The following is an 11997-nucleotide window of genomic DNA, read 5'->3' on the forward strand; positions in this document are numbered from 1 at the left end:
ACGCATGCCCAAACAGCAGTCCGCTATCCGAGAGGCTGTAGCCCGCCTGCTGGCCGCAGTTACGCAACCAGGAGCCCGCGATGACCGCGTCGACCGTCCGCAACGTTGACCGGTTCGATACCGGGCGCGGTTCGCCGAGTTCAGGCGGAGATGGGCTACGGCTCGGCGAGCGTGTTATGGCCTTGCGCGAGCAACTGGAGGCGAGGGCCGATTCGCGTGCCGCGGCACAACTGCGTACTGACGTGCGCGAAGCACGAGACTACGTCCGGGGTTTCGAAGCCCATGACGTGTCCGAGCGAACCCAAGGTCGCTATGACCAAGTGGTGGGGCAAATGCGCGAAGCAGGACAGCGGCCTGAAGACGCCAGTTGCCGCAATTCGTTCGAGTTTCGCCGTGCAGCGCTGGTGCACGTTACGCGGACCGAACTCAAGACGGCACTTCGTGACCTCGATAAGCATCGTCGCGCCGGTGGCGTAGAAAGTGCGGCCGAGGCATACAGCCGTGTGCGTTCGGGCCTGAATACGCTCCGGCGATACCCCCCTTCAACCGGAAGCCGAGAGGCCGATATGGCCCGTCGCAGCGTCTACCAAGGGCCTTCACGCACTGACCCTGAGCGCAGTAACGGCAAGCGTTCATCCTTGGTCGGCCTGCCGGACGACTGGCGAGACACCGTCCAACGCGAGGTGCGCGACAAAGACAAGGTAGGCGTGGCGGTCATGGCGTTGACAGGATGCCGTCCGGCCGAGGTGCGCGGAGTTCGCGTGCGGCAGGATGCAGACGGCACTGTTAGCTTGACGGTGCGTGGCGCGAAGGTCGATGAGGCGCGAGGCATCGAATCCCGCACGGTCATTTTCGACCGAGACGAACTGGCCAAGGTGCAGGCGGGACGCGACCTGATGGACTGGGTCGGCAGTCGGGAACAGCGCACAGTTTCACATCCCGGAACGGTCGAGGCGTTCTGCGAGCGTGTAAGCCGTGCCGCGGACCGCGCCGGGCTGCACCAGGTCTCGGCGTACACGTATCGCCACGCTTCAGCGCGAGACCTTAAGTCGGCGGGAACGCCGCGTGGCGAAATCGCGGAACGTCTGGGGCATCGCAGCGACCGTTCGCAGTCTGTCTACGGGTAAAAACAGTGGAGCCCCTTAACCCATCTACTTTTATCGCCGACCTTCGCAGTCGTGGACTCGACAGCGAAGCCGAAGCCGCCGAGATAATGAATGCTTTGGGGCCTCTGTCTGGCCCGCAAATGATGCAGCCGACCGTGGCACCCTCGGAGCCCGAGACTCGCGTATTGAGAAGTGAAGGACACAGCACAGTAGTCTCCAGCACCGCGCCGGGCCATGGCGATGCGGCCGGTTCCCGCGACACGGACGACCACAGCACGGTTCCTGGCAGCCCTCTTTCAGCGCATGTTGATGGCGTAGGTCATGGTGCGTTAGGGGCTGGTGGTGAATCTCACGAGCACAGCGGTGAAGAAGTGCGCGCAGGTGTTTGTTGCGCTGGATTGGAGGTCACGCTGCACGCCCTTGGTCGCGACCGCGCAAGCCTCGACCCTGCCGACCCTCTGGCGGGTCTTTACTCAGACCAACTGCGCGCTGCGCTGGAGCGGGAGGCTTTCCGCGGCGCAGGTAGTGTGGCGCAGGACTCAGCAATTGCCGAGCGTGTGCTCTCGCCCACCGCGCAAGTGCTCATACAGCGGATTGCTCGCATTCACCAGGAGCCACCGCCTTTCGACCTGTCGCACGAGGCGCAAGCGTCGCGCATTGTGGCACTGAACGGCGAAGTTCCCGACTGGGCGCGTGGAAATACAGAGCTTGACCCGGCGCTGTTCAAGACGGCTGAGCAGGTGCCTGCTCGCGAGCCTAGCTTGACACCAGCTCGAGCGACCTCACCGGCTCCAGACGTTGCTCCTTCGCGTGTTCGCGACGGCGGCATGGAGCGTTAGCCGAGACGTTACGGCTCTCAGTCTCCCTCCGGACGCCTGAGGGACTGGCGCTGACGCGCCCGGCGCGCGCTCTCCGAGCGCTTTTGCGCCGCCGCCCAAGAGCCGCTAACGCGGCTCCGCCTTGTCCCATGTCACGCTATGCGCGCCACGCGACAAGGCTTGTCGCGGTGAGGAGTTTTTCCTCTTCGACTTGCTTGTGTTTGCACAGTGGCCCGCCGTTGAAAACCAGCGCGGGCGACACGGCATGCGGGTCACATGGAGCTATACGGAGGTGAAGCGCCATCCCGCGCGCCCTTGGAGTTCCAAATGCTTTCTAATATCCGCGACCACGCCGCACGATGCGCAGCGCTGCATTCCGTGACGACACCCGCCTACGCAGCCGCCGCGCTGAACTGTGCGCGTGACGATGCCTTGTCCGAGCTACGTACCGCAGCGTCGCTTGGCCTTTTTCGTCGTCTTTTGCTTCCCGGTTTGGGCAATACGCCGTGCTTCCAGCCGACCGCAAAAGCAGGCGGTTTGGACGCTCGCCAAGCCCCAAAATTCCTACGCGCGGGCATCTCGGAGTCAAGCCGATGGCGAGGCCTGCTGCGTGGAGGCGTCGTGTTTATGCATAACCCCAGTCTCGTGTGGCTGACAATCGAAGCGACTTTGCTTCTCTGTGAACAGTACGCTATCCCGAGCAAGGGGCACACCGAGCCGCTTATCGCGCGGGACAGCAGCGGGGGGTATGAGGTGTACGTCCTTGTTCCGCCAGAAGAAGCGGGCAAGTCACCGGGCGCCATCATCGGCAACGCCGCTGCACGCTGGTTGCCTTTGTTGGAAAAAGGAGCAACCCATCTGCATCTCGTGACACTGGCTGGCTGCGCGGCCGGTGCATTGCAATCGGCTCTCTCGCAGTTTGTCCCGGCGTCGCATGAGGACGCCGTCAGTGAACTGGCGCAGCTCGACGCCCGCATTGCAGCCGATGGCACAGGTGCGATGCGCGTCCAGCTTGCACACCGGCGCGCCGAGCTTGCCGCTGCCAGTGCTGTCGCGCCGATGCCAGCTTTCCCTTGGCTTAGCAACAAAGTCGTGGGGGTGCAGGTATGAGGCTCAAACACCTTTTCGCTTACCGCTCCTATTCCAGCCGGAACGGGGACATTGTCGTCGGCCGCGGACCGCGTCCGTGGTGTCGTCCGATATTCGTCCTAGTCTGGTGGGTTCAAGCCTTGATACGCGGCGAGGCATAACGTGCGGCTGCTGCCTGAACGCTCACCTCGCCAGCGCACGCTGGCGTATTCAGTCTATCAACTGCGCAGTATTGCCGAATACCAGTTGAATTCACTGCTGCCGCAGATTGCGTTTCTCGTATTTGCGGTTTGGGCCGCATTCGTCGCTGTGCCCTATCTGCCCGAAGGATTCGCACCACGGTTCGCCTGGCTGCTTTCCATTTGCGCAGCTTCGGGCGTACTGGCCGCGCTCGGAGTCAGGGCATATTGGGGGCCTTTCGGTGTCCGTCTCAGTCTCTGGCTTGAGAACAACCCGCAGTCGCAAGCATCAATCGCGACTGGCTATCGGCTACCGCTCATGCCGTCGTTTGATGAACCAGGCATTGTCCTTGGTGAGGTTCACCCCGGCCGACGATATACCGACGACGGCGAGTACGCACTGCACTATCGTACCGAAGAGGTGTACAGCCCGACTCCTGAATGGGCCGTGCTGCCCGCTAAAGGCCTGGTGACTGGCCTGCTCGTTCTAGGCAGCATCGGTAGCGGTAAAACAGCGTATGTGCTGCGGCCGGCTATTTTCCAGCTATTCCATCATCCGACCCGTCCTGGCGGTCTCGTAATGGATTCCAAGGCGGCGCTAGTGGAGCCGCTTCGCGCCGAAATGGTCGCCGCTGGCCGGGGTACTGACCTGCTCGCCGTTGGCCCCAGTCAGGCGACCAAATGGAACCCGCTTCACATGCCTCTCTCGTCTCCGGCAACCATCGCAAACGCGCTCTTGACGGCGCTTGAGAACGTCAACGGTGCGCCGTTCGGCGCAGACACGCGATGGATTCGCGCGGGCGCAGCGCACCTTGCTGAAGGTGCTATTGGGCTGTTACGCCTTCTGACCGGCTACGTCACCGCGTCCGGTGTGCGTGCCCTTTTGGGCGAGCTGCTTCATCTGACCGCCGGCAGCGACACGCCTGGAGCGGCGGCAAAGGAATATATCGACATGCTGTTTGTCGGTTCGGCTGCCCGAACCGACAAACACGAGCACTTTATCTATTACTCGAAGCTCATCATTGACAGGATAGGAGAAGACGAGAAGTTTCGAGCGATTTACGTTTCGGAACTGTTCAATCTTCTGGTGCCGTTGACGGCACCAGATGTTGCACAACTTTATAACGCACCCGAATCAGACCTCGACATGCCCGATTGGTCCGAGTGCATGAATCGTGGCTTGGTCGTAGTGCTCGACTGCAACAGTCGCAGCGTTCCCGGGCTCGCTGTCATCCTCGGAATGCTCCTGAAGCTGTCCTATGAAGATGCAATGCTCGCGCGTCTTGCCTGGGTGCGCGAAGGTCGCTGTAACGCAGAGCGCTATATGGCATTGGTAATCGACGAATATCAGGACTATGCCAGTCCGGGTGACGCCGAGTATCAGGCCTTGTGTCGCGAGTCGAAATCTATCACCGTGCTATTGACCCAAGGCTTTGCATCTATTGTGCAACGTGTCGGCGAAGACCGAGCCAAAGTGTTGCTGCAATCGCTACGCAACCGTCTCGTGTTGCACCAGACCGTTCCCGAATTCGCGGCTGATTTGCTCGGCGAGCACGACGCTATAGCCATTGATGCCAACATTTCTGAGAGCGTCATGGACGCGACCCTCGCGGCAAATGGCCGATTTGGTGGAGAGTCGACTGTGTCTCAGTCCTACTCTGTGCACGAGAAACGGGAGCACATTGTTCCACCCGAGGTCCTTTCAAATCTGCCTGTGGGCCAAGGAATTTTACAGTCACACGATGGGAGCCGTAGTGTGCCAATTCACCGGGTTTTTCTGCGTCCGTATTACGTTATGCCGGGAACCCGCCATGCTGAAATGTAGCGGAAATGATAAAAATTAAAGTGTGGATTTTCTTTCTCGGACTAATCGTTCTGGCGCTTTTCGCGACCCACTGTTACACGGTATACGTTGCGAAAATACCACTTGTCGTCTGGCGATTGGCCGCGACCATTTGGGCTTCCTGGGCGGCTTGGCACACCTTCAGGTTGTTGTTACGCTAATTTCTCGGTATATGGTTTCACACGAAACGAGTCGTCAAATGGTCATTAACTTGACGAAATGGTATTTTTGATTATAAATGCGATTTACTTGGCGTTTTCGCATTTCTCGCTATTATATTAATGAGATGTAGGGTTATTGTTGCCCGATAGATTCTTTTCGCTAACCATGGCGACTCCGTTGTTTTATTTGTGGAGTTTTAATATGAAAGGAAAGTCGGTGGTGAATGCAATCCCTCTCTTCGCACTTGGAAAAGCTAACGCAGTCGCGTCCGAATCGCCCGTGTTTGAAATCATCGAGGACTTTGAAGTGGAGTCCAAACTCTACGCGGACGGTACAACGGTCCGTGTATTGCTTCGTCGCCAGTTGAATCACACGCCCCCAAGGTACGCGAGTGGGCCGTACCGTCTCGACCTTACCGTCGGCGGTCAGCACACGCCGCACTATGGCGTATCCGAGGCAACCGCGTGTGAGGCCGCATGCCGATTTCTTTTAAAGCATGTCGAAGGCGTCATTCCCACACTCAACTAGCTGAAGACGTTGCTTGCCGGGTTACGTCCGGTGGAGGCCTTCAACGTCTCCGCGCCTTCGTTGATGGGACGCTGGCTTGCTATCCGGCCAGCTTTCTACTGGCGTGCACTGCGAAGAAGAACCCTACGGCAGAAATCAGCGACACCGCAAACACCGTCCATTCGACGGCACCATACCCCGCAAGACTCCAGATGGCTGCCGCGGCAATGGGCGCAATTCCTTTAGCAATGTTTGATGGCAAAGAGAGCATGCCGCTGACGGCACCATAACCTTCCGTCCACATCAAATCCTGCACGATAGTGCCGCGCAGAATAGTCATCATGCCGTTCGCGGCCCCATAGCAGAGCGCGAAAAGCCAGAGCAAGGACGGCGAGTTTCCAGCGCAAATGAGGATGACCGTCGAAATTGGAAACAGTGTGACGACGATGAATCCAATTCTGCTGACGTGGACGCCGCGTCCGAACACGAACCAGACCGCTCGCGCCATTACCTGAGCAGGCCCGATTAGTGCCATTGTCGTGACAAGCACGGCGTTGGTCACGTTGCGTTCGACCATTAGGGGAACAAGATGGAACGTAAGCGCCGCGAACGTCGCATAGTAAGCGGTGAAGGACACGGCGAGCGCCCAAAAGCTCGGGGTGCGCAGCGCGCGCCTTGTGGCAGCGTTATTCAGGCGCTTTACGTCCGTAGGACTGGGCTTAGAAATGTCCAGGCATCTCGAAGAACGGATTGCTACAAAGTGTATGGGAAGGCAAACAAGTAGGTTTGCAGCTGCGAGCGCGACCAGAGCAAGTCTCCATCCCCACTCGCCGACGAGGAACTGGGTCAATGGAATAAAAACCGTGCTTGCGAACCCGGCAACCAGAGTAATCAGCGTGATTTTGGCCTTGTAGGTCCGCGGATGTGCATGAGTGACAACCGCGAAAACCGGGTCGTAGAACGTTGCAGCCATCGCGGCGCCGAGGCCAATCCAGACGACGAAGAGAAGCGTCAGTGACTGCGCAGTTGACCAAAGCAGCAACATGGAGGCCGCTACGAGGGAACCGGCGACCATCACCCTACGCCCCAGCCCGTGGTCTATCCATCGCCCAACTGGATAAGCGGCTAAGCCTGAGACGAGTAGGCCGACAGACAACGCGCCGTTCGTCGCAGTGCGGCTCCAGCCCATCGTCTGTTCCATGGGCACCATCAGCAACGAGAACGAATAGTAGACGGAACCCCAGGATACGAGCTGCGCCAGCGCCAGCGCCCACGTCGGAAGTGCTGCTGATGGTTCGGACGGGTTATTCGACTTCTCCGTCGTCACTGTCTGCTGTGTCTGCATCGTGCTCATGAGTCATTGCCGCGTGGGCAAGCGCCTCCGCTACAGCCGGCGCCTTTTCCTTTCGCTCGCTGTAGCGGTCGGTCAAGTAGTCGGACCGGTCGCGCACGAGCAGCGTGAACTTGTACAGCTCCTCCATCACGTCCACGACCCGGTCGTAATAGGACGACGGCTTCATGCGCCCGTCAACCTCAAACTCTTGGTATGCCTTTGCGACCGACGACTGATTCGGGATGGTCACCATCCGCATCCATCGTCCGAGCACGCGTAGCGCGTTGACCGCATTGAACGACTGCGAGCCGCCGCAAACTTGCATTACCGCGAGCGTCCGGCCTTGGGTCGGGCGCACGCCGCCGATTTCTAATGGCAGCCAGTCAATCTGATTCTTGAACACTGCCGTCAACGTCCCGTGACGCTCGGGGCTGCACCAGACCTGGCCTTCGGACCACTCTGACAGCTTCCGAAGCTCGACAACCTTTGGATGGTCGGCCGGGACACTATCCGCGATGGGTAGGTCATGCGGGTCGAACACTTTGGTCTCAGCACCGAAGTGCCGAAGAATTCGTTCGGCCTCAAGGGTCAGCAGGCGGCTGTAAGAAGTCGGTCGGAGTGAGCCATAGAGCAGCAGGATTCGAGGTGCATGCGTTGAGACTGAACGGGGCTCCAGCTTCTCGGTGTCCGGCGTGCCGAGCAATGGCAGCATGACGTTACGAAGGTCCGACGACATCAGCGAACCCTCCTGCCTTCGGCGTTGACTACCCGTTCGCCGTCTTCCTTCGTGAACTCGCCCTGTTGAGGATTCGGCAGAATGTCGAGAACCACTTCAGATGGCCTGCACAACCGGACGCCCAGGGGCGTCACCACAAACGGCCGGTTGATGAGAACCGGGTGCGCGAGCATGATGTTAAGCAACTGGTCGTCGGTCATCGACGCGTCTGCCAGACCGAGTTCTATGTAGGGGGTACCTTTCTCACGAATGGCCTCGCGGACGGTCAATCCAGCAGATGAAATCATGCGCTTTAGCGCTTCGTGGGTTGGCGGATGTTCGAGATACTCAATCACTTCCGGTTCTATCCCGGAGTTGCGAATCATCGCGAGCGTGTTGCGTGATGTACCGCACTTGGGGTTGTGATAGATAGTGACGCTCATTTGGTTTTCCTCAGTTTGTGCGTGCTTCATACCAACGCTGCGACCGGTTGACTACACCGACGACCAGCAGCATCACGGGCACCTCAATGAGCACACCAACGACGGTCGCCAGGGCGGCGCCGGACTTGAAACCGAACAGGCTGATGGCGGTCGCGACAGCCAGCTCGAAAAAATTGCTCGCACCAATCAGACTAGATGGCCCAGCCACACAATGAGCAACGCCGAGCCGGCGATTCAGCACATACGCCAATCCGGAATTCAGGAACACTTGTATGAGGATGGGCACGGCGAGCATGGCGATAACTAGCGGCTCGTGGACGATGGCCTGTCCTTGAAATGCGAAGAGCAAAACCAGGGTGCCAAGCAATGCGCAGATTGAATACGGGCCGAGCGCCGATACGACCCGCTGAAAGTGACCCTCACCCCGGGCAAGCAATACGCGGCGCATCAGCTGCGCGATGATGACCGGAATGATGATGTACAGTCCGACCGACGTAAACAGCGTGTCCCAAGGCACAGTGATAGCGGACATACCCAGCAAGAGCGCCACGATGGGCGCGAACGCGACAATCATAATTGCGTCGTTAAGCGCGACCTGGGAGAGCGTGAAGTACGGGTCACCCTTGCAAAGCTGCGACCAGACGAAAACCATCGCGGTGCACGGCGCGGCTGCGAGCAATATCAGGCCGGCAACGTAGCTGTCGAGTTGCGCTGCCGGGAGGTATGGCGCGAAGACGTGACGTACAAAAATCCAGCCGAGCAGCGCCATTGAGAACGGCTTGACGAGCCAGTTCACAAACAGCGTAACCCCGATGCCGCGCCAGTGTCCTTTCACCTGCGCCATCGCGCCGAAGTCAATCTTGACCAGCATTGGAATAATCATGACCCAGATGAGCACACCCACAGGGATGTTGACCTGCGCCACTTCCATGCGACCGATGTTTTCGAACACCGCTGGCGCCCACTGACCAAGCAGGATGCCGCCGACAATACACAGCGCCACCCAGACGGTGAGGTAGCGTTCGAAAAAGCCAATGGCCGCAATGCTGCCAGCCGGCGTTAAGTTTTCAGCGCTGCTCACTTCCTTCCTCCGCGGGCCTGTTGCCAATAGCGCGCAACTCGTTCTGGATGGCGTTGCGGTCGAGAATGTGTAGAGGCAGATTCACAAACTGACTTACGCGGTTCAGAATTTGGCGAAACGCCTTGTCGAATACTTTACGTTTCGCTTCATCGTCACCCTCGAAAGCGGCCGGGTCTTCGAATCCCCAATGTGCGGCCATCGGCGTGCTAGGCCATATCGGGCAGACCTCGCCCGCAGCTTGGTCGCACACGGTGATGACGAAGTCCATGTGTGGTGCGCTCGGCAAGGAAAAGACATCCCAGCTTTTGCTACGCAGGCTCGCCGTGTCGTATCCGATAGATTCACAGCGTTCGATAGCCAAAGGGTTGACCTTGCCCGTTGGGTGACTGCCTGCGCTGTAGGCGGCAAAGCGGCCCTTGCCAACCACGTTGAACAACGCTTCGGCCATGATGCTGCGTGCGCTGTTGCCTGTGCACAGGATAAGAACGTTGTATTCGCGGTCGCTCACGTCCGGCTCCGAAAAGCAATGGTCGAGGTCGTTGGGGTGCAACAGGCGGCCAACGCAGTGGGTTCGGGGTCATGTCGCGACTGACCGTATGTGGGTGCAGTCTCCAACGTCCGGAAGGTTTCCCAAGCGACGCCTTGCGGGTCGATGGTCCAAGACTTGTCCGATTGTGCGTAGCAGCAAGTCGTGGCTGCCTGGTCCAGCGCAGGCAAATCCGCATTTGAGAAACGGCTGCGCATCTCCACGAGCTCTTCGTCCGTCTCGACTTGAATGCCGAGGTGGTCAACGCCTGGCTTCGCGCCCCTTTGCGAGATGGCGAAGTTAACCTTGGGGTCGCTCAGTTCCCACTTGCAGTAGTCGGATTTCTGAATCGTCGGCTCAATGCCGCCGAACATCGCGGTATAAAACCGCGCGCTCGCCGTCAGGTTTTCAACGGCGACGTGAATGTGCATGCGCTTCATGTCTTGTCTCCACAACATTGCGGCGATGTCGGCAGCGAGCAGTCGGCGCCGGCGCAGCAGTTTTCTGTAAGGAAGCCGATGAGCCCGCTCATTGCTTCGAAGTTGGCCGAGTAAAAGATAAAGCGGCCGTCCTGGCGCGCTCTAACTAGCTCAGCGTGGGATAGGTCCTTCAGATGGAACGAAAGACTGGACGGCGACAGCCCGAGCTGTTGTGCAATCTCACCGGCCGCTATGCCTTCAGGTCCGGCAACGACGAGCGAGCGGAAAATCGCTAGACGCGATTCATGAGCCAGAGCGCTTAAGGCGCGAACTACAAGGTTTGAGTCCATAGGACGCATGGTAGGCGCATCAATTCCATATTTCAAGTATTATTGAAATGATGCGCGGTCTCCAGTGCTTTTCGCATTCAACGGACTGAAACCGCGGGATGCCTTCGCAGGACAACTCCGGCAGCACGCAACTCATGGCGCGACGGCAATCGCATAGCGCAGCTCGGCCGTCGAGGAGTGCGGTGCAGTTAATTTCCCACGTCAGAAAAAGAGGGTAATCCGTTGGCGAGGTGGACCTCGACGGTTACTTCAGGCGCGCGGCCAGAGGCCGGCGCGCGACTGCGCACCACGGCAAGCGACATGTTTTCTCCCGTCGGACGGCGCGGTAGGGCGCGCGCAAGTCCCCTAAAACGCTGATGACGTCACGGCTCGCTTGCCTGTGAAGTGGGCAGCACTGCGGCAGCGCTGACGCTGCGCAGCAAGGCGTTACGGCGTTTGGGTCGCGACCGGCAGCTTCTGTTCGAGCTCGGCGACGCGGCGCTCCAGTTCTTCCAAGCGCGCGCGGGTGCGCACCAGCACTTGCGTCTGCGTATCGAATTCTTCACGCGTGACCAGATCGAGCTTCGAAAAACCCTGCGACAGCATGGCTTTGACGTTGCGTTCGACATCTTTGGCCGGCGAGTTCTTGAACAGCTCGCTCATGCGTGCCTGGAAGTCGTTAAAAACGTCGTTCGGTTGTTTCATGGTGTTCCCCTTGATGCACAAAAAATGTGCATGTTTCGTTACGTCTGTGCTTTGTTACGGCGAATGGGCGGTCTTGGTGCATTGCCCATTGCGTGCCGTTGCCGCATGAGCGCCTTTGGTGCGTGCCCGCGCGTTCAAAACCTTCGAACACTCTAGCAACGATCCAAACGCCGCGCCAGCGCGCCCGGCCCACGTTGGCCATCCGGCCAGGGCCGCTTGCGCCCCTTTGCCAGCGTGCCCGGTGCGCAGTCTGACACAACATGGCATGCGAGTTGCTGTTACTGCCCGGCGCGCACTGTCGGGAGCTTTTTACCGGCAGCGAAACGAGACCACGCGAACGGGTTACGAGTACGCAAACGGGTTACGCAACGGGTTAGCAACTAAGCGAGGGATTTCATGAAACTCATTACCGCAATCATCAAGCCGTTCAAGCTCGATGAGGCGCGCGAAGCCTTGTCGGCCATCGGCGTCTCGGGCATCACGGTGACGGAAGTCAAGGGCTTCGGCCGGCAGAAGGGCCACACGGAGCTGTATCGCGGCGCCGAATACGTGGTCGATTTCCTGCCGAAGGTGAAGATCGAGGCCGCCGTCTCGGACGACATCGTCGACCAGGCGATCGAGGCGCTCGAACGTGCCGCGCGCACCGGCAAGATCGGCGACGGCAAGATTTTCGTCACGCCGATCGAACAGGTCATCCGGATTCGCACCGGGGAGACCGGCGCGGACGCTCTGTAACACCAAA

At 59.2% G+C, this 11997-nt stretch carries 13 protein-coding genes; 5 read left to right on the forward strand and 8 right to left on the reverse strand.

What is annotated here, in order from left to right; genetic code table 11:
- Positions 1-80: 80 nt before the first annotated feature.
- The 4 genes from B0G83_RS28950 (at position 81) to B0G83_RS28970 (ending at position 5725) form a co-directional block, all read left to right on the forward strand.
- Positions 81-1127 carry a site-specific integrase gene (locus B0G83_RS28950; protein ID WP_105510825.1) on the forward strand — a complete coding sequence of 349 codons (1047 nt, stop codon included), beginning with the start codon at positions 81-83 and terminating at the stop codon, positions 1125-1127.
- A gap of 1124 nt (positions 1128-2251) precedes the next feature.
- Positions 2252-3034, forward strand: a complete 783-nt coding sequence (locus B0G83_RS28960) for a hypothetical protein (protein ID WP_146120310.1) — start codon at positions 2252-2254, stop codon at positions 3032-3034.
- A 141-nt stretch (positions 3035-3175) separates the two neighbouring features.
- Positions 3176-5017, forward strand: a complete 1842-nt coding sequence (locus B0G83_RS28965; RefSeq protein ID WP_146120311.1) for a type IV secretory system conjugative DNA transfer family protein — start codon at positions 3176-3178, stop codon at positions 5015-5017.
- Positions 5018-5398: 381 nt separating this feature from the next.
- Positions 5399-5725 carry a hypothetical protein gene (locus B0G83_RS28970; protein ID WP_146120312.1) on the forward strand — a complete coding sequence of 109 codons (327 nt, stop codon included), beginning with the start codon at positions 5399-5401 and terminating at the stop codon, positions 5723-5725.
- A 79-nt stretch (positions 5726-5804) separates the two neighbouring features.
- Here B0G83_RS28970 and B0G83_RS28975 read toward each other — a convergent pair whose 3' ends face one another.
- The 8 genes from B0G83_RS28975 to B0G83_RS29015 form a co-directional block, all read right to left on the reverse strand.
- Complete coding sequence (locus B0G83_RS28975; protein ID WP_374954953.1) at positions 5805-7049, reverse strand: MFS transporter; 1245 nt, start codon at positions 7047-7049, stop codon at positions 5805-5807.
- Positions 7009-7773 carry an arsenical resistance protein ArsH gene (arsH, locus tag B0G83_RS28980; protein WP_105510831.1) on the reverse strand — a complete coding sequence of 255 codons (765 nt, stop codon included), beginning with the start codon at positions 7771-7773 and terminating at the stop codon, positions 7009-7011. The genes B0G83_RS28975 and arsH overlap by 41 nt, the downstream gene beginning before the upstream one ends.
- Positions 7773-8195, reverse strand: a complete 423-nt coding sequence (arsC, locus tag B0G83_RS28985; RefSeq protein ID WP_105510931.1) for an arsenate reductase (glutaredoxin) — start codon at positions 8193-8195, stop codon at positions 7773-7775. The genes arsH and arsC overlap by 1 nt, the downstream gene beginning before the upstream one ends.
- 10 nt (positions 8196-8205) lie before the next feature.
- Positions 8206-9276, reverse strand: a complete 1071-nt coding sequence (gene arsB, locus B0G83_RS28990) for an ACR3 family arsenite efflux transporter (protein ID WP_105510832.1) — start codon at positions 9274-9276, stop codon at positions 8206-8208.
- Positions 9263-9784 (reverse strand): arsenate reductase ArsC, encoded by a 522-nt coding sequence (locus B0G83_RS28995; RefSeq protein ID WP_105510833.1) that lies wholly within the window; start codon positions 9782-9784, stop codon positions 9263-9265. The genes arsB and B0G83_RS28995 overlap by 14 nt, the downstream gene beginning before the upstream one ends.
- Positions 9781-10242: an ArsI/CadI family heavy metal resistance metalloenzyme gene (locus B0G83_RS29000; RefSeq protein WP_105510834.1), complete on the reverse strand. Its 462-nt coding sequence runs from the start codon at positions 10240-10242 to the stop codon at positions 9781-9783. The genes B0G83_RS28995 and B0G83_RS29000 overlap by 4 nt, the downstream gene beginning before the upstream one ends.
- The gene (locus B0G83_RS29005) at positions 10239-10571 is read right to left on the reverse strand and encodes a helix-turn-helix transcriptional regulator (protein ID WP_181157130.1); all 333 of its coding nucleotides are present in this window, start codon (positions 10569-10571) and stop codon (positions 10239-10241) included. Before B0G83_RS29005 ends, B0G83_RS29000 begins: the two co-directional genes overlap by 4 nt.
- 426 nt (positions 10572-10997) lie before the next feature.
- Complete coding sequence (locus tag B0G83_RS29015; protein ID WP_035553708.1) at positions 10998-11255, reverse strand: accessory factor UbiK family protein; 258 nt, start codon at positions 11253-11255, stop codon at positions 10998-11000.
- 396 nt (positions 11256-11651) lie between these two features.
- On the opposite strand from B0G83_RS29015, the gene B0G83_RS29020 reads away from it, so the two are divergent.
- Positions 11652-11990: a P-II family nitrogen regulator gene (locus tag B0G83_RS29020; RefSeq protein WP_006048089.1), complete on the forward strand. Its 339-nt coding sequence runs from the start codon at positions 11652-11654 to the stop codon at positions 11988-11990.
- Positions 11991-11997 lie beyond the last annotated feature (7 nt).

This window comes from Paraburkholderia sp. BL21I4N1 (assembly GCF_002973525.1).
GTDB lineage: Bacteria > Pseudomonadota > Gammaproteobacteria > Burkholderiales > Burkholderiaceae > Paraburkholderia.

Coding starts and splice junctions, on each gene's coding strand:
- B0G83_RS28950 (WP_105510825.1), top strand. CDS start 81: ATGACCGCGTCGACCGTCCGCAACGTTGACCGGTTCGATACCGGGCGC.
- B0G83_RS28960 (WP_146120310.1), top strand. CDS start 2,252: ATGCTTTCTAATATCCGCGACCACGCCGCACGATGCGCAGCGCTGCAT.
- B0G83_RS28970 (WP_146120312.1), top strand. CDS start 5,399: ATGAAAGGAAAGTCGGTGGTGAATGCAATCCCTCTCTTCGCACTTGGA.
- B0G83_RS28975 (WP_374954953.1), bottom strand. CDS start 7,049: ATGCAGACACAGCAGACAGTGACGACGGAGAAGTCGAATAACCCGTCC.
- arsH (WP_105510831.1), bottom strand. CDS start 7,773: ATGTCGTCGGACCTTCGTAACGTCATGCTGCCATTGCTCGGCACGCCG.
- arsC (WP_105510931.1), bottom strand. CDS start 8,195: ATGAGCGTCACTATCTATCACAACCCCAAGTGCGGTACATCACGCAAC.
- B0G83_RS29000 (WP_105510834.1), bottom strand. CDS start 10,242: ATGAAGCGCATGCACATTCACGTCGCCGTTGAAAACCTGACGGCGAGC.
- B0G83_RS29005 (WP_181157130.1), bottom strand. CDS start 10,571: ATGGACTCAAACCTTGTAGTTCGCGCCTTAAGCGCTCTGGCTCATGAA.
- B0G83_RS29015 (WP_035553708.1), bottom strand. CDS start 11,255: ATGAAACAACCGAACGACGTTTTTAACGACTTCCAGGCACGCATGAGC.
- B0G83_RS29020 (WP_006048089.1), top strand. CDS start 11,652: ATGAAACTCATTACCGCAATCATCAAGCCGTTCAAGCTCGATGAGGCG.